Below are 18,843 nucleotides of genomic sequence, written 5' to 3' on the forward strand. Positions count from 1 at the left end.
CGTTTGCAAGTTCCGGACAATGAACATAATTTCTGCAAACGGTCTGTTTGGACAATGCCCGGCAAAGTAACCGGTCCAATCTGTCCGAATGATGTATCACTGATTTATTTTCAGACAGATTCTATGGTCTTTATTTTCCCTTCCGCATCATACTCCAATTCGCATACCTTTAGGCTACGCAACCAAGTGGTTCCCCCCGAAGGGACACAATCGTGATGAAACAGATACCATTTTCCTTTGTATTCTACAATGGCATGATGAGTAGTCCAACCTACCACAGGCTGCAAAATAACCCCTTGATAAGTGAACGGACCATACGGATTATCTCCTGTGGCATAGCAAAGCAGATGAGTGTCTCCCGTAGAATAAGAAAAATAATATTTCCCGTTGTACTTGTGCATCCATGAAGCCTCGAAAAAGCGACGCGCATTGTCACCGGCACTCAACGGATGTCCGTGTTCATCCAGAATAACCAAAGGCCGCGGCTCTTCGGCAAACTGAAGCATATCGTCCGAAAGTTTTACCACACGTGAAGGCAAAGCCGGTTCACCATCAGCCGGAAAAGCCGCCCACTCCAATGCCTTGTTGTTGCGATAACGCTGAAGCTGTCCACCCCATAAACCGCCGAAATACATATAATAGTTCCCATTACCATCATCAAATACCGCCGGATCTATACTGTAGCTTCCACGCATGGGATCGGGCTGGGGAATGAACGGCCCTTCGGGGCAATCGCTCACCGCCACGCCGATACGGAAGATGTCGTTCCGGTCTTTCAATGGAAAATACATATAATAGTTCCCGTTTTTACAGGCCACATCACAATCCCACAACTGACGCCCGGCCCAAGGGACATCCGAAACTTTCAGTACGACTCCGTGATCAGTCACTGTTCCGTTCATCACATCTTCTGTAGAAAAGACATGATAGTCACACATGTCAAAATGATCACCATTGTCATTCTCCTCCACTCCGCTCTCGCGATCATGAGAAGGATAAATGTAAAGCTTTCCGTCAAAAACATGTACAGCAGGATCTGCCATATAGTCTCCGGGCACCAAGTATCTGAATTTCTTTTCCATATCGTTACGTTATTAAATGTTATGTTTTCCTATCAGTTCTTCCACAAAAGGTTTCGGCTGGCAATCACGGTCGAACAATAAAGGGTAATCCACACGTCCGGGCACAGGGAAATTATTCTTCCATGAGTCACCGTCCGTCACCCCCCACACTGTCACACGGGTAATGATATCCGAATGTTTCAGGAAAAGACCGAAAAATTCCTTCATCCGGTTATTCCATGCCACAGACACAGAGTCGGGCAAACCGTCGGGATAGGGATTCAAGGATTGTTTATAAGACACCGTATCCGAAATATTGGCTCCCATCCGTGCCGTGGGCAATGCACTCATATCCCATTCGGTTACCATCACCTTTACTCCGGTAGCTGCAAATGCCAGTATACTGGCTTCAAATTCGGACACTGACGGATAATCCATTCCCATGTGTCCCTGCATACCTACCGCGTCGATGCGCAGTCCACGGTCTTTCAGCATCTTTACCAATTCGACTACTTTGTCACGCTTAGCCTTCCCGTCCATGCCATAATCATTATAGTAAAGTTCGGCTTCCGGATCCGCTTCATGAGCATACTGAAAAATAAGCGGGATGTACTCTTCGCCTAATATCTCGTAAAAAGGAGATTTACGCCAGGAGCCGTCCGATTCAATGGCTTCATTCAATACATCCCAGCCCTTTATACGCCCTTTATAGTGCGTCACAATAGTCTGGATATGTTTTTTTATACGCTCCTTCAAGATGTCGGCACTTACTGTTTTTCCTTGTTCGTCCACACAGAACCAAGGTGCCAGCTGTGAATGCCAGATAAGGCAATGCCCGATAACAGCCATATCGTTCTCCTCGCCAAAACGAACCAACCGGTCCGCTTCCGTAAAATCAAAACGGTCTTCCTCCGGATGAATCACTTCGCATTTCATGCAATTCTCGGCCACAATGGAATTAAAATGACGTTTTACCACTTTCGAGGCGTAAGTATCCTGACCTGCTGCCTGACGTACATTCAACGCTACCCCCATCAGAAACTTGCCCGAAGCTGCTTCCTTCAGCGAAGGACCCGGCTCGACCTTCCGGTCATTGCCGCAAGCGGCCATTAATCCGGCAATGGCAGCCAATAATGTCACATATCTTATTTTCATTGTATAATTTTTAATTATTATATTTTTGCATAAACATTCAACATCAAAGTGTGGAATAAGGCTGAGTTTTCATTAGTCAAAAAGACCGTGTAGTATGTTTTACCCCACACTTTATACATCAGAAACCGGATAGTTCAATGGGCTTTTGAGACCCCGCATTCGCAATGATGGCTCACGATGTACAGATGTTGTTTTAATAAATCATTCAGACTATGACTTACGTTGGTATTGATGTCAGCAAGGTGACTTTCGTTGTTGCCTATTCGTCTGTAAAGACAAACAAGACGAGAACATTCAAGAATACCGTAAATGGCGTTCACGAGTTCGTCCAAACTATTTCAGCATCCGAACATAATTGCGTGCTGGAAGCTACGGGCAATTACAGCGCGTTACTCGTTTACCTGCTTTCAGAGGCAGGCATTACCATCAGCCTTGAAAATCCGTTGAAGATAAAGAACTTCGCCCGTGTCATGCTCACCGTTACCAAAACGGATGAGATTGATGCACGCCTGATAGCACTTTACGGAGAGAAGATGCAACCTGCGCCATACAAACTTCGCAGTGATGCAATCCTTGTCCTCAAGCAGAAACGGACGGTGCTGCGCCAACTCAAGAAGCAACTTGTAGCCACACGCAACCTCAAAGGCTCGATGGAGGTCCTTCCATTCTTTGACCCCAAATGCAAGAAAACCATCGAAAAGACGATTACATTTCTTGAAAAGCAAATCAAAGAGATGGAAGAGGAACTCGCTTCATTGGCACAAGGTGAATACAAGAAACAGATGGACCTGCTCACCTCCATCAAAGGCATCGGTGTCACGCTGGCAGCTCCGCTTATTGTAGCCACCGGCAGATTCTCTTACTTTGATAATGCCAAGCAACTGACCCGCTACTTGGGCTTGTCACCTACTTACCAACAATCCGGTACGTCAGTCAATGTCAAAGGCCACATCAACCGAAACGGGGATTCAAGCCTCAGAAGCCAACTTTATGTAGCCGCATTCTCATCGCTCAGGTGCAATACCGAGTGTAAGGCATGTTTCGACCGTCTCAGATCTAACGGCAAGCCCGGCAAGGTGGTGGTTATTGCGGTCGCCAACAAACTTGTGAGGCAAGCCTTCGCTGTCGTCACGCAAGGGAAACCCTATGTCGATGGATTCAAATCCGAAAAGCCATAACAGCTCCTGCGGAGGGAACGCCATGCGGCAAGGGACTGAGCACACAGCCCCGACGAGCTTTTCATGCACGATAACTTGCATGATTATGCTAATTATCGTTAACCGTATTCAGTTTTTATATTATAGTTCATATTACAAAGTTTTTAAGGTAAATAACTTGTTCTTTTTCATTAATAACCGGCCTTACTGCGACGGTCAGCAAGTTCCGCCTGCATCTGTTCGTTGTATTTTTTTGTAATAGGATAGAAGCATAAGGCAGCTACTCCCATTCCAAATATCATAGCCGGAATCAGACTGGAGGAAAGTACAATCCCCCTTATAGCCGTACCGCTTTGCTCTGCCCCGATACCGGACACATACCCAAATCCTGAAAGCAGAAACCCTAGGATGGCCCCACCGATACCCAGCCCGGCCTTCAAGGCAAAAACTACACCAGCAAACACAAAACCTGTGGCGCGACGGTAATTTTTATATTCTGAATAGTCGGCTACATCGGCAATCATCGCCCACAACAAAGGTACAGTCGGCGCGTATGCCAGACTCTTCAGGAAATTCAATACAAACATCGTTTCCACATCCGCTTTTCCCGGAAAATAGAACAAAGCTGTAAAAATGGCAGTAAGTGAGAGGCAAACAATAAAAACGCGTTTCTTACCATAACGGTTTGCCAAAAAGCCGGACAAGAAAATCACCCCAAAGAACTGGACAAGTGCTCCCAACATATTAAATACTCCAAATCCTACCTCGTATGCCTTATCGGAAGAATTGACTACCAGCCCGAAAGCATTCAACACAGCATACCCCGCGCTGCCATCTGTTTCCATTGCCACTAATCCCAGACGGTCAAGAAAGGCATACAATGCTCCGGCATCCACATAATTCTCAAAATAATAGTTCATGGCACTACCCCACATGGCAAGCGTAATAAAAATGAAAAGCGTAAGTATGAACATAGCCCGCCAAGGAGCACTTCCAAATACATCCTTTATATCCTGAAGCGTATCTGTCTTTTGACTGGCAGGCGGCTCTATGCGCTCACGAGTTGAAAAGAAAGTAATGACCAGAAAAACGAACCCGATACAAGCGAACAAAGAGATAGTACATAACCAGCCATGCGCTTTGTCTCCACCATCCGAAAACTTGCTTACCAAAGGGAGCGTAAGTCCCTGCACCACAAACTGGGCAATGGTAGCCGCCACAAAACGAATGGAAGTGATACTGGTACGTTCCTTTATATCACCGGACATCACTCCGCCCAAAGAAGCATACGGCGTATTGTTAAAAGAATAAAGGCTCATCAGCAAGGTATAAGACAACGTAGCATACAATGCTACCAGCCCTTTATCTTCAATGCCCGGATTATAGAAAGCCAACACATAGAAAACCATGAAAGGCAACGCAGTCCAAAGCACCCACGGACGATATTTCCCGAAACGTGTCTTGGTGCGGTCACTCAATAATCCCACTGTAGGATCGACAAAGGCATCCGTGATACGCGCCACCAACATCACCGTACCGGCAATGGCACCTTCCAGACCGAATATGTCCGTATAAAACTTTGTCTGATAAATCATCATCATCTGGAAGACCAGATTAGCCGAGCAATCCCCCAGGCTGTAACCGATTTTCTCGGCCATCGAAACTTTTTGACTTTGTGTATTCATGGTTATTACATTAAAATATCTTCCATAAAAAGTAATTCCATCCATTGGCTAGAATTACTTTACGCCTATTGAAAACAAAAATGAGCTAAACAAAATGTTGTCCCTGCTCCAATCTTTAGAATCTTATTCCAGACGAAACAAAAGTACACAAAGCTTTATGATTCCTGTAATCACAATGATACACGCATCTTTACAGGCAGAACAGACGTGCTCCGCCTGTAACATTTTTCTTTGATGATGTTACATCAAGGTCTATTTACCTGATAATTAAACAGAACGGGGGGCTGCCCAACATTGAACAGCCCCCCGTTTCCCGACAAACAGCATTCAGCGTTTCTCGTAATACTTCACCCAGTCCACCCACATTTCCACAGGCAACTCTTTCGGATCCACAGCACCAACCCATGAGCCACCCAACTGCATATCTATCAATAAATAGTAAGGTTGATAGAAAGGGAACTGCCCTTCCTTGTCCGTATCAATGCGCGGATAAGTATAGGTATGACGATGATTGACAGCAAACACCAGACTATCCGGATAAATATCTACCGAATAGATATTGTATTCCTCAGGATTTATCTTATTGATGCCTCCGTGAGGCGGATTATCCTTTATACCTAATATATGCGTATAATATGAATGAGTAGTCTGATAAGCAATACGATCATGGTTCAACCGTTCCATAATATCAATCTCTCCTCCTTTGGGCCACTCCGCTTTTTCGGGAAGCATCCATATAGCCGGCCATGCCCCCTTAGCGGCTTGCAATCTGGCACATACTTCTACTCTTCCGCCCGTAAACAGTTTCTTTCCTTTGGTATATACACCACCGGTCAGATAAGGAGCCGTATCATTTTTCTGAGTATGATTGGCTATTCCACGAAGTATCAGATTCCCATCCTGCATAGCATAACATGAATCATAATAAGACATATAGTTGTTCCAATCGGATGTTCCGCGAGGTATCTTAGTCCATACCGATTCGTCAAAACTGTTTTTTTGATCAAAGTCCTCCACCCATACCAGCTTCCATTCTTTACTTTTAACCGATGTCTTACAAGCACTCATCAAACAAACCAGCCCCATGCAGGCCCAAACAAATAAAAGGCTTTTTCTCATAGTATTTAACGTGAGTTCGAAATAAGAATAAATATATTTCACTTATAATTAGAAACATAGCGATAAAAGTATTAAATTTATAGTGCTGAATTATAACATTTAAACGATTACCACTATGTTTCCAGAGTCTAAAGTTACAGAGATTTATTGTATGGCCGATGATTTTTGCAAGGAATTTACATTGCAACAGGAAAAATATATGATTAAGGATATGAAGACCATGCATCGTAACAAACCCAACCGTATGAGTGATGCAGAGATTATGGTTATTCTAATCCTGTTTCACTCCGGTGGTTTCCGTTGTTTCAAGCATTACTACAAGGAGTATGTCTGTAAACATCTGAAACACCTTTTTCCTCGTCAGGTTTCTTATAACCGTTTTGTGGAACTGGAGAAGGAAGTATTGCTTCCCATGACCATATTCATCAAAAGAGTACTGCTGGGAACTTGTACCGGCATCAGTTTCGTTGATTCCACTCCCTTATGTGTATGTCGTAACCAAAGAATCTTGATTCATAAGACATTTGAAGGGCTTGCCGAGCGTGGAAGATGTTCTATGGGATGGTTCTTCGGATTCAAGCTGCATCTGATAATCAATGACAAGGGTGAAATCCTCAATTTCATGTTCACGCCTGGAAACGTGGATGACCGGGAACCGTTGAAACAGGGTAGGTTTCTGGAAAACATCAAAGGAAAACTATGTGCAGACAAGGGATATATAGGTCAGGCTCTGTTTGAAAACCTTTTCCTTAATGGCATACAACTTGTTACTAAAGTTAAAAATAATATGAGGAACTCACTGATGAGTATTGCCGACAAGATTTTGCTAAGAAAAAGAGCCTTGATTGAAACGGTCAATGACGAACTGAAGAACATCGCACAGATTGAACACTCAAGACATCGTTCATTCAGTAACTTTATAGCCAACTCCTTGTCGGCTATCGCGGCATACTGCTTTTTTGAAAAGAAGCCCGCCATTGACGTAAAGTTTGTCAATGACGGACAACTTGCTATTTTTTGATTTTATTTCGAACTCACGTTATTTATTTCTATCTGATTAAAAAACAATGCCGTATCAAACGAAATATAATCTCATTCAATACGGCTAATTATCTATTAATAATGTATTTATTTCGCCAGGCTATAAACCACATCCATTATCTTCTGGCCTATTTCATCTGCCGCCTCCATGGTTGCAGCCTCAGAATACACACGGATAATAGGTTCGGTATTACTCTTACGCAAATGTACCCACTTGTCCGGGAAATCTATTTTCACACCGTCTATGTCGTTTATCTCTTCATCCTTATACAGTTCCTTCACCTTGGCCAGAATAGCGTCCACATCCGTTTCCGGAGTCAGATCAATGCGATTCTTGGCAATGAAATAAGGAGGATAAGTAGCACGCAGTTCACTGACTTTCTTCCCTTCATGCGCCAAATGGCTCAGGAATAAAGCAATTCCCACCAATGCATCACGTCCGTAATGACTTTCAGGATAGATTACTCCACCATTTCCTTCACCTCCAATCACAGCATGAGTCGCTTTCATCTTGGTAACCACATTCACTTCCCCTACAGCCGAAGCATTGTATTCACAGCCATATTTACGGGTCACATCGCGCAAAGCACGGGTAGAACTCAAGTTAGAAACGGTATTTCCGGGAGTATGTTTCAATACATAGTCTGCCACGGTCACCAATGTATATTCTTCGCCATACATTTTTCCATCCTCACAGATCATAGCCAGACGGTCAACATCCGGGTCTACAACGAAAGCCACGTCACAACCGCCTTTGGCCATCAATCCCATAATGTCCCCCAGGTTCTTTTCCAAAGGTTCCGGGTTATGCTGAAAATCACCGGTCGCTTCACAATAAAGCTTTTCTACATGCTTCACTCCCAACCTTTCCAACAATTCAGGAAGAATAATACCGCCAACTGAATTAACGCAATCTATAGCTACACGGAAATTGGCCTTACGGATAGCATCCACGTCTACCAGTTTCAAAGCCAAAACACTATCTATATGTTTCTGATTGTAGGTATTGTCTTCGCGATAACTTCCGATGTGGTCTATATCGGCAAACTCAAACGCTTCCGCTTCTGCTATACGCAGCACTTCATTTCCTTCTTCCTTATTCAGGAATTCTCCATGCTCATTCAGCAACTTCAAAGCGTTCCATTGTCTGGGATTGTGGCTGGCAGTCAAAATAATGCCACCGCACGCTCCTTCCATGGTTACAGCCAGTTCTGTAGTCGGTGTAGATGCCAGTCCGATATTCACCACATCAAACCCCATTCCCATTAAAGTACCGCATACCACGTTCTTCACCATCTCACCGGAGATACGTGCGTCACGTCCTACTACAATTTTATTACTCTTTACTGTGGTTGTTTTACGTATCAGCGTTGCATAAGCTGATGTAAATTTCACTATATCCAGCGGGTTCAAACCTTCCCCCACGTGCCCACCAATGGTTCCACGAATTCCGGATATTGATTTAATTAATGTCATCGTGCTAATTGATAAGTTATTTCATAGTAACAAGGATAGACAGAAGCAGAAGCGTCAGACTGTCCTTCACTGTGAGGTACAATCAGTCTGATCTTAGAACGACCGGAAATCTCCCTGCCGACCTTTATGTAATTGAATGGAATCAACCATCCTGAAGGTACATAAGGTGTACCCCAAACTGTATACATTATACCGGAGGTGAATGTAGCTGAAAAAGATTTTCCGCTTTTTGTCAGCATCATAGCATCCGGATAAACCATTTGAGAATTCCCATAGTCTGTATTCCAAGACAAAGAATCTATTCCATCCGAAGTAATCTGTTCCTCCACATACCGGACCAGAATCTCATAACGACCGTCTTTCAAACGCTCTCCGTTTCCCTCTTCCACAATCTGCATATAAACACCTGTTTCCGAGAAAAGGACAAACTGGTTTTCATCCACATTGGTCGTAGAATCCTGTTCCTGGAACTGTTCAAAGCTGATCACATTGATATCTTCCCGTTCAATAAATCGTTTGATAGCTTCTCTCTCTTCTTCTTTCATTTCAGCATAGGTCTTTCCATTATTGCAAGACTGGAAGACCAGCCCTAAAAGAAACACAGATGCGAACAATATACCTAATTTCTTCATTCTAAGTTCTGTTATTTTCGGGCAAAATTAATAAATAAGCCCCTAACTTTTATATTGTTTGTATGCAATTATACTAAAATAACTATTTTTTTGCCAGAAGCAGTTCCTCGTACTTCACCAAAGCCTGTTTAAACAGGTCGATGGCTTCATCCATTGTTCCATAAAACTCCCCACCGGATGCATTCAGATGACCACCTCCATTAAAAAACTCGGCAGCCACTTTATTACAAGGGAAAGCACCTACAGAACGCAGAGATACCTTTATCATATTCTTTTCCGTATCCTCACGCAAGAATACGGAGAAAATAATATTCTTTATGGAAAGTGGAATATTCACAAACCCTTCCGTATCTCCTTTTACATACTGGAATTTACTTTGCTCCTCTTTTGTCAGCCAAACCAATGCCGAATTGAACTGAGGAAATACTTGCATCTTGTCGTACAGCACATATCCCATCAGGCGTAAACGCCCTTCAGAATACGTATTATAAACTTTACGATAAATCTCATCCTTATCAATGCCTTTCGAAAGCAGTTCGCTGATAATGAAATAAATCTCACGGTCATTAGAATTATAAGTAAAGCCACCTGTATCGGTCATCATCCCCGTATAAATACATTCAGCACCTTCCTTGGTGATATCCTCAAAATACCCCAGACGGCATATCAACCGGAAAACCAATTCCGATGTAGAAGATATTTCAGGATGAGAAATAATGATTCTACAAAAGGCTTCCGGATTAAGGTGATGGTCAATCATCATTTTGCGTGCCGGCGACTGAGCCACAGCATCCGCCATCGCATCAATACGAGACAATGCATTGAAATCCAGACAGCAGATCACATCCGCCTCATTCAGCAGCTTATTGGCAAATTCAGTATATTTATCGTACCGGATTATATCCTTGGCTCCCGGCATCCATCTCAGAAAATCCGGAAAAGCATTGGGAACAATGACATTCACCGTCTTTTCCTGTGATTCCAAAAAATGCCATAATCCTAACGAGGAGCCAATGGCATCACCATCCGGTGACACATGGGTAACAATAACTATTTTATCAGCTCTTTCAAACCATTTTTCGGCATGGTCTATATTAGCCTGTGCAATTACTTTTGATAACATATTCAATCTTTTTCTTTTGAAATGGCAAATTTACAAATTAATTCTTTATTCACAGAAGAATACGGTAAGAACCTTTCGGAGACATATCAATATAATCCAATCCCAAACCTCTACACTCGTCCTTTAACAAATTCAATCTATACCCACCGAGCGAAGCATCCAGTATAACCTTCCTTATTTTAAATATTTTTTGTAATGGAGCAATTTTTCCTTTAAAACCTTTACACAAGTACATATAATCAATATCCAACAAACTATCAACCGATCTGCTCCGCCAGCGGTTATCCACCAAAACACATATATTCATACCTTTATAATGATAAATGCTATCCTGTTGCCAAACATCTTTTTGAGGGGAAACTTTTACTTGCGAATGGGCCAGGATTAACTGAAAAGACTCCTCTTTCATATAATATAGACAACCTGAAAATCCTATAAAAAGATTGATTCCACACAAAACAGTAATCAACGATTTCCGTGAAGGAGATAACAGATAAGATAATACCACAAACAATAATACATAAAGAATACCAACCTGAAGCAAAGACAAATGTATATCGCCGGAATGTGATACAGGCAAATCCCCCACCCATTGCATACTGTCATTCAGCAACCGCAACACCCCGTTCAATCCTTTTACCACCCATATATGCAATACCGTAAAAGGAGACAAGACAAAACTTGCTACCGTTCCATAAATTATAACAAGCACTAAAGGTGCCACTATCAGATTGGCCGGTAAAAAATAAACAGGAAAATAAGCGAATTTATAAATAACCACGGGAGCTGTCCCTAACTGTGCCGCCAGCGAAACTGCCACTATCCCCCAAATATAACGAGGTACAGGGTGACGCACCCGCCAATACCGGGAAATGACAGGATAAATAAACAAAATTGAAAGTACAGCCAGAAATGACAACTGGAACCCGGTATCAAAAAGATAAAAAGGATTGTAAAGCAGCATAAAGAATGCCGCTACAGACAAGGTATTCAATGACAAAGTCCGTTCTCCTGCCGCACGCGCCGCTGTCATTAACATACACATCACCACCGCCCGTATAACCGAGGGAGGCAAGCCCACTAAAAAAGCAAATGTCCATAACAACAACACAATAATGCCACACTTTACCCATCGCAGCAGGCAACTTCTATCCAGCGGACGCAATATCCAACACAATAATCCCCACAAAACAGCTATATGCATTCCTGACAAAGCCAAGATATGGCTCACTCCCGCCACTTGATAAGTTTCACGTAAATCCTCACTCAGTTCCTCTTTATAGCCAACAGTCAAAGCCGACAATACGGCAAATTCATCTCCCGAGAATCCCCACTTCCGATAACTGTCCAGTATTTTCTCTCTCCATACACCTGCCCGCTGTTTCCATGTCAATGCCGATTTCTTGCCTGTCCATTGCCAATACCCCGGAAAGATTACGGCCGTTCCGCTAATTTGCTGTCTGAAAAGATAAGCCGCATAATCAAATTCTCCCGGAATCACCTCTCTTTCAGGAGTCGAGATACGTGTATAAAAGTTCAAATGGTCTCCACATCGTAAATTTACAGAAAGACTATCTTTCATAATATAAACTAGTATCATACGATTAACAGGAACCATCCCCCTCTCAGACATTTCTTTATCTATCCGCAATTTACAGAGATATGTTTTGGCCTTTTCTTGCGGAACATCCACTATCACCCCTTGATACATATTCTTCCCTGATGACCATTCATAGTCCACCCGTTGCCATTTTTGCTGTAGCAACAATGCCCCTACACAAAATAGAAACATAAAAACCATGCCTCCAAATAACCATCGGGAAAGGTAGCCTTGCCATTTCATCAATACAATCAAGCCAATCAAGCACCCCAATATTCCCGTGCCAGAAACAAGCACAGGCAAGGCGCCTTGAAAAAAATGATCGGATACAAAAATTCCGGCGACTAGAGGTATAGTCAACCGGAACATGGAACAAAGCTTTACAGCCGCTATATTTCGCACTTTGTTTTTAAGCTCAAAGAGATTTCAACCGATGTATCATGTCTGACATATCAGGAGCTTTGAACACAGCATTTCCTGCCACCAGCACGTCCGCTCCAGCCTCTACAAGCTGTCTGCCGGTTTCCAGGTTCACTCCCCCGTCAACCTCTATCAATGCCTGCGAACCTGTATTCGTTATCAATTCACGTAATTCCCTCACCTTATCCAGGGTATGTACAATAAATTTCTGACCACCAAAACCGGGATTCACACTCATCAGCAACACCATATCCACGTCACGGATAATATCGGCCAACATAGCTACAGGAGTAGAAGGATTCAATGTGACAGCCGCTTTCATTCCGGCATCCTTTATCTGTTGCACCACTCTATGCAAGTGTACACAGGCTTCATAATGCACATTCATCATCATTGTTCCCAAATCTTTCACTTCTTTAATGAATTTCTCGGGATTAACAATCATCAAATGTACATCCAAAGGTTTTTCAGACAACTCGGCTACATATTTCAATACAGGAAAACCAAAAGAAATATTCGGTACAAACACACCATCCATTATATCAATATGCAGCCAGTCGGCATCACTACGATTTATTTGTTCTATATCTGCCTGTAGATTAGCAAAATTGGCAGACAACAAAGAAGGGGATATCAGAGGTCTATTCATGGTTCACTGTTCTTATTCTTTTTATACAGAACAAAGATAACCATATTTTATATAAGAACAGTGAAAAAGTTCATTTTATTTCGGCAAAGTAAACCGCACACCCAACTGTATATTAAAATTAAAAGGATGTTCCTTGCGAATCGTATTTACATTACTGCCGTCATCAAAGTAATAAACAACTCCCGGCTCCGCATAAATACCCAATTTCTCCGTAATCTTAAACTGCGCACCTGCCGCTGCGGACAAAGACCATTGCAAAGGTTTCACTTTGACATTTTCCTCCCCTCCCGAAAACTGTTCATCTTTTCCTGCATTTGATGTAGAAACACTGCCGATAATGCTCCGCTTTCCAGACACACATTTTTCTACCGCTCCACCTGCCGAGGCATACACTTCAAACCGCTTGTTACTCCATATATTCCGGTTCACTTTCAGAGGAATACCCACATAATGCAGTTTCTCTTCCCAACCATAATTGTTTTTTTCGGTTCCCGAACGTGTTTCGGATGAAAGCTGGGTATAAGTCACCCCGGTTTCTACAGCCCAATCATCACTTAAATCAAAACGAAGGGAAGCTCCAAAAGTAACAGGCATACGATATTTTATATCAGACTGCGCATCCTTTCCTTCCGACAAGTTATTGAACTGAACCAGCTTATCAATTTCAGCCCTTGTTTCCACTCCATAAGCGCTATTCATTGTTGCATTCCTTGTGCCATTAGGCAAAGGCAAATATCCATCCATACTAGTCGAGGATGAAAAGGTTCCATTACCGGTAGAAAGTCCTACCGACCAGTTTCTGTCCTTCTTTCTATGAGGAGCCACGTAAGCGTAATTCGTTTTGGCAGCCGAATAGGAAGATCTGCCGGCCTGTTTCTGCTGTTTTTGTTCCACTATAACAGATTCCTCTTTCTGCTCTTCAATATAATTTTCCTCTATTTGTATCTCTTCCACCTCTTTATTTAGCAAAACCTCCTGTTCGGCAGCCAATGCCTCTGCCTTAGCAACCCCACCAACTTTTACATGTTGTTTTTTCCCAGAGCGGGCAGCAGGAACTACCAAGGCCATAGGTTGCTCAGGAGTGATTGATCCCGGCACCAACTCATCGGGTTCGTGCATTACATTCAACTCTGCCGACTGTTTCTCCAAATAGTTTGCAGAAGGTGACTGCCAAAACCATACGGTCAATGAAGACACAACCACTAACAAGGCAACAGCTGCTACAGCCTGCCAGCGGCGCCACATCGGAATTACTTTCGGAACCGTATCCAGTTCCTTTTCCAACTGTTCCCAAAGATCAGCAGGAGCCGGTTCCGAATAGCCCTCCATCCGGGTGCGGAAATTTTTTATCCATTTATCTTTTTCTTTCATTCCTATATCCTCTTTCTATAATCATTTATTTTTTTCATCAATAAGGTTTTGGCTCTGTATAATTGAGATGATGAAGTATGTTCTGTAATTCCTAGCATTTCAGCAATCTCCTTATGTCCCTTTTCTTCTAATACATATAAATTAAAGACCGTTCTATATCCATCCGGAAGCTCTTTAATGAATTGCATTAAAACAGATTGGGGTATTTGCTCAAAATCATCCTCATCTCCATCTATCACATCGGGCAACTCTTCGACTATCACTTCCTGATTTGTAGAAGCTTTCTTGCGAAGATAGCCCAGTGCTTCATTTACCATAATACGTGTCAGCCATGCTTTCAATGACCCCTCTCCTTTATAAGTAAACTGACTGAATGAACGAAATATATTCAAAAATCCATCATGTAAGACATCCTGTGCCACTTCCCTATCACCTGTATAACGAACACAAACGGCCATCAATTGCCCGGCATAACGCTCATACAATTGCTTGCGTGCAAGGTTATCACCCTTGCCGCAACGTTCCACCAATTCTGTTTCATTCATTGTTTGTGACACTTCTTTATTGGATAAATGATAAGACTGCAAAAATACTGCATCCGGAAGAATAAAATTTTTGCTTAAGCAGATTTAACATTTTTACAAGCAGTAAACTTACTATCTTCGCATTTAAGCCATAGAAACAATTCTAGAAACAGAGAATATGAGAAAATATAAAGCGACAGTTATTGTTATAATTATGGTAATGCTGATTCCATTTATACAATCTTGCCTGGATGACTATGATGATGACATCTACGACATGCAGGCAGGAATGCCTTTTAACGCCGCTTTAGCAACCGTAGTGACCCCCAGCGAAATACCCGGTGAAGCAATGATAGAAAGCGATAATGATGGAGTAGCATACGTAGTGAATCCCGATAAATTAACACGTTTTGAAACAAATAATCCGGGGCAACGTATTTTTTATACCTATATAAATGCAGACAATCCGACCGGAGATGCAAGTAAGAAAGGACCTTTTATTTCTATAGATTACTTGCAGAAGATTTTAACCAAACGAATGGATACATTAAAAGAAAATGAGGAAGATATTTACGGACATGATGGAATCAACCTCATCACTCCCATTATGGGTAAGACACACCTGACCCTTATGTTCCAAATATTAGGTTTCAACTCTAATATCAAACATCGGATCAGCCTTGTAGCCACAGAAGGAACTGTTCCTGACGCAAACGGATATATGGCCGTAGAATTACGCCACAATGCCGAAGGTGACAGACAGGAATATCCGAGTTCCGGTTATGTATCCTTCCCTTTATTGGATGTTCCCGGATATAAAGAGGGTAAGCTACAAGGATTTAAAATAAAAATGAATACCATTAACAATGGCGAAGAAACCGTTACAGTAAGTTATAATAAAAGTAAATCTACAAACTTTCCGTTCATACAGAAAGGTATATCCAACACAAAAATTAAATGATTCTTAACAACTCCTTGTCTTATTGTAACGAAAAGGCTGTATCCGAAAATCTTTCGATACAGCCTTTATCATTTATTCTACCTTATTATTATCCGAAGTTCTGTAGCCTCTCAAAAAATCAGCCACATTCATACGTTTCTTTCCTGCCAGCTGCAAAGTAAGCACATTAATAAAACCATCTTTTACAGCCACCTGAAAATAGGTCTTCATATCCGTACGGATATCGCCTATATTCATCTCATGGGAAGCAAAAACTTTCTCCGTTTCATATATTTTTAAAACCTGACGTGTTCCATCAGCCACACACAGTTCGGTCCATGCAGCCGGATAAGGAGACAGCCCGCGAATAAAGTCATAAATCTGCTTCACACCTTTATTCCAGTCTATACGGCAAGTTTCTTTAAATATTTTCGGTGCCGGACGCAACTCCGTTTCCTGCCGGATCAAACTTTCCTGAGGAACAGGTTTCACACTTCCATTCAAAATAGCATCCACGGTTTCCAAAACCAAATCTCCCCCCAAATACATCAGCTTATCATGTACTATTTCCACATTATCCGTATCAGCAATAGGAACGCGCACCTGTTGGATAATCTCACCGGTATCTATCTCATGTTTCAAGAAAAAAGTCGTAATACCAGTTTCCGTATCTCCGTTTATCACCGCCCAATTTATAGGAGCAGCTCCTCTATATTGAGGTAATAAAGATGCATGCAAGTTAAATGTGCCCAAACGCGGCATATTCCATACTATTTCGGGAAGCATACGGAAAGCAACTACAATTTGTAAATCGGCTTGTAAAGACCGGAGTTCCTCTATAAAAGCCTCATCCTTCAATTTCTCCGGCTGAAGTATCCTCAGACCTTGAGAAACAGCATATTCTTTCACCGGACTAGGTTGCAGCACACTGCCATGTCGTCCCATCGGTTTGTCGGGCATAGTTATCACACCTACTACATTATAGCCTCCTTCAACCAATCTTTTCAGGCTCTCCACCGCAAAATCGGGAGTACCCATATATACGATCCGCAAATCTTTCTTTTCCATATACTTACATTATTTAATCTTCAGAGAAATCAACCAACACCTGCCGGTACGAATTAAATATTTTGGACTTGGAAACAAACCCTTTGTATTTTCCCTCTTCATTAATCACAGGCAGGTTCCAGGCCTTTGTATCATCAAACTTCTTCATCACTTCTTCCATTGAATCAGTAACATTGATCCGTGCCGGAGGAGAAATCATAAATTTTTCCACCTTGAAACGATGGTATAATTCCTGACGGAACATAATATTACGGATATCATCCAATACCACAATGCCCAAAAGTTCTCCATTGACATCCACTACCGGAAACAAATTGCGTTTAGCCTGCGAAATGACTTTAACCATTTCACCTAAATCCATATCAGGACGCACTTTCTCAAAATCAGTTTCAACCACACTGTCAATATTCATCAGAGTCAATACGGCCTTGTCTTTATGATGCGTTATCAATTCACCTTTCTTAGCCAAACGCATAGAATAAATACTATGCGGCTCGAATATCATAATGGTAAGATAAGAGCTGACAGATACCATCATCAGCGGAAGGAACAAATCATACCCGCCAGTCAGTTCTGCAATCAGAAAAATACCAGTCAGCGGAGCATGCATTACTCCCGACATCAATCCCGCCATTCCCAACAAGGCAAAATTTTTCTCCGGGATATAAGGACCTACATGCAGTTCATTACAGAAATGAGCGAAGATAAACCCGGTGATACACCCCAAGAACAAACTGGGAGCAAAAATTCCCCCGCAACCACCACCGCCATTCGTTGCACTGGAAGCAAAGACTTTGAAAAGTACAATCATGGCCAAATAAACGAGTAACAAATTATCGAACCCATAAAAGATAGAGTTATTCATTACTGTATTCCAGTCATGATTGGTTACGCCATTCAGCAATAAATTAATAGTATCATATCCTTCACCATACAATGGAGGAAACAAGAAAATCAATATGCTCAGCATTGCACCGCCTATAGCCAGCTTGATATACGGATTACTATATCGACGAAATATATTCTCCACAGAATTCATAGCCCGCGTAAAATACAAAGAAACCAACCCGCACGCAATGCCTAACAGAATTGCCGAAGGAATGCGCTCCATCAGAAACGGTTCATCCATATGGAACTTGAACATGGCATCGGGACCGGTAAGAATATAAGAAACAGTAGCTGCCGTGACACAGGAAACAAGAAGAGGCAACAATGATGCCATCGTCAGATCAATCATCAAGACTTCCAAAGTAAAAACCAAGCCTGCAATAGGAGCCTTAAAAATACCGGCCACAGCACCTGCCGCACCACACCCCACCAACAGCATCAGGGTCTTATGCTCCATCTTGAATACACTTCCCAAATTAGAACCGATAGCCGATCCGGTCAGCACAATCGGAGCCTCTGCACCTACGGAACCACCAAAACCGATAGTAATGGCACTGGCTATCACAGACGACCATGTATTATGCCGCTTGATGCGGCTTTGGCGACGGGATATGGCATATAATATTTTCGTCACCCCATGACTGATGTCATCTTTCACAATATAACGAATGAACAATCCGGTAAGAAAAATACCAAAAACCGGATACACCAAATACAACCAGTTGACTCCTGTAGAATCAAAATTTTCAGTCAGAAATTCCTTGATCCATTCTACTAGAAACTTCAGAAACCATGCGGCCAATGCCGTAAAAATACCAGCAAGAAAACTTAATATAAGAATAAAGTGTTTCTCTTTTATCTTCTTTTCGCGCCATAAGATAAAGCGCTGTAACCAACTTTTCTTATTTTCGTCTATAATTGCGTCCATTCCTTT

The 18,843-nt window shown here is 42.3% G+C and carries 16 protein-coding genes; 3 read left to right on the top strand and 13 right to left on the bottom strand.

Annotated features, from left to right (window positions below; translation table 11 throughout):
• Window positions 1-110: 110 nt before the first annotated feature.
• Both BVU_RS00210 and BVU_RS00215 read right to left on the bottom strand, forming a co-directional pair.
• A complete protein-coding gene (locus BVU_RS00210; RefSeq protein WP_008670185.1) occupies window positions 111-1,082 on the bottom strand; it encodes a glycoside hydrolase family 43 protein in 972 nt (323 codons plus the stop codon).
• Window positions 1,083-1,094: 12 nt separating this feature from the next.
• Window positions 1,095-2,216 carry an endo-1,4-beta-xylanase gene (locus tag BVU_RS00215; protein WP_008670188.1) on the bottom strand — a complete coding sequence of 374 codons (1,122 nt, stop codon included), beginning with the start codon at window positions 2,214-2,216 and terminating at the stop codon, window positions 1,095-1,097.
• Window positions 2,217-2,428: 212 nt separating this feature from the next.
• Here BVU_RS00215 and BVU_RS00220 point away from each other — a divergent pair, with 212 nt between their 5' ends.
• Window positions 2,429-3,394, top strand: a complete 966-nt coding sequence (locus tag BVU_RS00220; RefSeq protein WP_011964601.1) for an IS110 family transposase — start codon at window positions 2,429-2,431, stop codon at window positions 3,392-3,394.
• A 170-nt stretch (window positions 3,395-3,564) separates the two neighbouring features.
• Here BVU_RS00220 and BVU_RS00225 read toward each other — a convergent pair whose 3' ends face one another.
• On the bottom strand, window positions 3,565-5,058 hold the full coding sequence (locus tag BVU_RS00225; RefSeq protein WP_008782290.1) for an MFS transporter: 1,494 nt from the start codon (window positions 5,056-5,058) through the stop codon (window positions 3,565-3,567).
• A 327-nt stretch (window positions 5,059-5,385) separates the two neighbouring features.
• Window positions 5,386-6,177 (bottom strand): glycoside hydrolase family 16 protein, encoded by a 792-nt coding sequence (locus BVU_RS00230; protein WP_005851178.1) that lies wholly within the window; start codon window positions 6,175-6,177, stop codon window positions 5,386-5,388.
• A 115-nt stretch (window positions 6,178-6,292) separates the two neighbouring features.
• Between BVU_RS00230 and BVU_RS00235 the strand changes: the two genes are divergently transcribed.
• The gene (locus tag BVU_RS00235; protein ID WP_016270147.1) at window positions 6,293-7,198 is read left to right on the top strand and encodes an IS982 family transposase; all 906 of its coding nucleotides are present in this window, start codon (window positions 6,293-6,295) and stop codon (window positions 7,196-7,198) included.
• A gap of 107 nt (window positions 7,199-7,305) precedes the next feature.
• Here the strand turns inward: BVU_RS00235 and glmM are convergent, their stop codons facing one another.
• From glmM to BVU_RS00270, 7 genes are all read right to left on the bottom strand, one after another.
• Window positions 7,306-8,694, bottom strand: a complete 1,389-nt coding sequence (gene glmM, locus BVU_RS00240; RefSeq protein ID WP_005842943.1) for a phosphoglucosamine mutase — start codon at window positions 8,692-8,694, stop codon at window positions 7,306-7,308.
• Window positions 8,691-9,326 carry a DUF4827 domain-containing protein gene (locus BVU_RS00245; protein ID WP_005842946.1) on the bottom strand — a complete coding sequence of 212 codons (636 nt, stop codon included), beginning with the start codon at window positions 9,324-9,326 and terminating at the stop codon, window positions 8,691-8,693. The genes glmM and BVU_RS00245 overlap by 4 nt, the downstream gene beginning before the upstream one ends.
• Window positions 9,327-9,408: 82 nt before the next feature.
• A complete protein-coding gene (locus tag BVU_RS00250) occupies window positions 9,409-10,449 on the bottom strand; it encodes a DHH family phosphoesterase (protein ID WP_005842948.1) in 1,041 nt (346 codons plus the stop codon).
• A gap of 49 nt (window positions 10,450-10,498) precedes the next feature.
• Window positions 10,499-12,418 (bottom strand): ComEC/Rec2 family competence protein, encoded by a 1,920-nt coding sequence (locus BVU_RS00255; RefSeq protein ID WP_032946439.1) that lies wholly within the window; start codon window positions 12,416-12,418, stop codon window positions 10,499-10,501.
• 46 nt (window positions 12,419-12,464) lie between these two features.
• Window positions 12,465-13,118: a ribulose-phosphate 3-epimerase gene (rpe, locus tag BVU_RS00260; protein ID WP_005842952.1), complete on the bottom strand. Its 654-nt coding sequence runs from the start codon at window positions 13,116-13,118 to the stop codon at window positions 12,465-12,467.
• Between the two features lie 75 nt (window positions 13,119-13,193).
• Window positions 13,194-14,489, bottom strand: a complete 1,296-nt coding sequence (locus BVU_RS00265; RefSeq protein WP_005842954.1) for an outer membrane beta-barrel protein — start codon at window positions 14,487-14,489, stop codon at window positions 13,194-13,196.
• Window positions 14,490-14,491: 2 nt separating this feature from the next.
• Entirely contained in the window at window positions 14,492-15,034 is a 543-nt protein-coding gene (locus tag BVU_RS00270) for an RNA polymerase sigma factor (protein WP_005851170.1), read from the bottom strand.
• Between the two features lie 157 nt (window positions 15,035-15,191).
• Between BVU_RS00270 and BVU_RS00275 the strand changes: the two genes are divergently transcribed.
• Window positions 15,192-15,974, top strand: a complete 783-nt coding sequence (locus tag BVU_RS00275) for a NigD-like protein (protein ID WP_011964603.1) — start codon at window positions 15,192-15,194, stop codon at window positions 15,972-15,974.
• A 72-nt stretch (window positions 15,975-16,046) separates the two neighbouring features.
• Here the strand turns inward: BVU_RS00275 and fmt are convergent, their stop codons facing one another.
• Window positions 16,047-17,021, bottom strand: a complete 975-nt coding sequence (fmt, locus tag BVU_RS00280) for a methionyl-tRNA formyltransferase (protein WP_005851165.1) — start codon at window positions 17,019-17,021, stop codon at window positions 16,047-16,049.
• Window positions 17,022-17,034: 13 nt separating this feature from the next.
• On the bottom strand, window positions 17,035-18,837 hold the full coding sequence (locus BVU_RS00285) for a chloride channel protein (RefSeq protein ID WP_005842960.1): 1,803 nt from the start codon (window positions 18,835-18,837) through the stop codon (window positions 17,035-17,037).
• Between the last annotated feature and the right edge of the window lie 6 nt (window positions 18,838-18,843).

The sequence above is a fragment of the Phocaeicola vulgatus ATCC 8482 genome (assembly GCF_000012825.1).
GTDB lineage: Bacteria > Bacteroidota > Bacteroidia > Bacteroidales > Bacteroidaceae > Phocaeicola > Phocaeicola vulgatus.

Excerpts from the sequence above, each read along its gene's own strand:
- BVU_RS00245 (WP_005842946.1), bottom strand. The coding sequence starts at position 9,326 with ATGAAGAAATTAGGTATATTGTTCGCATCTGTGTTTCTTTTAGGGCTG.
- BVU_RS00210 (WP_008670185.1), bottom strand. The coding sequence starts at position 1,082 with ATGGAAAAGAAATTCAGATACTTGGTGCCCGGAGACTATATGGCAGAT.
- glmM (WP_005842943.1), bottom strand. The coding sequence starts at position 8,694 with ATGACATTAATTAAATCAATATCCGGAATTCGTGGAACCATTGGTGGG.
- BVU_RS00270 (WP_005851170.1), bottom strand. The coding sequence starts at position 15,034 with ATGAATGAAACAGAATTGGTGGAACGTTGCGGCAAGGGTGATAACCTT.
- BVU_RS00225 (WP_008782290.1), bottom strand. The coding sequence starts at position 5,058 with ATGAATACACAAAGTCAAAAAGTTTCGATGGCCGAGAAAATCGGTTAC.
- BVU_RS00215 (WP_008670188.1), bottom strand. The coding sequence starts at position 2,216 with ATGAAAATAAGATATGTGACATTATTGGCTGCCATTGCCGGATTAATG.
- BVU_RS00230 (WP_005851178.1), bottom strand. The coding sequence starts at position 6,177 with ATGAGAAAAAGCCTTTTATTTGTTTGGGCCTGCATGGGGCTGGTTTGT.
- BVU_RS00275 (WP_011964603.1), top strand. The coding sequence starts at position 15,192 with ATGAGAAAATATAAAGCGACAGTTATTGTTATAATTATGGTAATGCTG.
- rpe (WP_005842952.1), bottom strand. The coding sequence starts at position 13,118 with ATGAATAGACCTCTGATATCCCCTTCTTTGTTGTCTGCCAATTTTGCT.
- BVU_RS00255 (WP_032946439.1), bottom strand. The coding sequence starts at position 12,418 with ATGTTCCGGTTGACTATACCTCTAGTCGCCGGAATTTTTGTATCCGAT.
- fmt (WP_005851165.1), bottom strand. The coding sequence starts at position 17,021 with ATGGAAAAGAAAGATTTGCGGATCGTATATATGGGTACTCCCGATTTT.
- BVU_RS00220 (WP_011964601.1), top strand. The coding sequence starts at position 2,429 with ATGACTTACGTTGGTATTGATGTCAGCAAGGTGACTTTCGTTGTTGCC.
- BVU_RS00250 (WP_005842948.1), bottom strand. The coding sequence starts at position 10,449 with ATGTTATCAAAAGTAATTGCACAGGCTAATATAGACCATGCCGAAAAA.
- BVU_RS00265 (WP_005842954.1), bottom strand. The coding sequence starts at position 14,489 with ATGAAAGAAAAAGATAAATGGATAAAAAATTTCCGCACCCGGATGGAG.
- BVU_RS00235 (WP_016270147.1), top strand. The coding sequence starts at position 6,293 with ATGTTTCCAGAGTCTAAAGTTACAGAGATTTATTGTATGGCCGATGAT.
- BVU_RS00285 (WP_005842960.1), bottom strand. The coding sequence starts at position 18,837 with ATGGACGCAATTATAGACGAAAATAAGAAAAGTTGGTTACAGCGCTTT.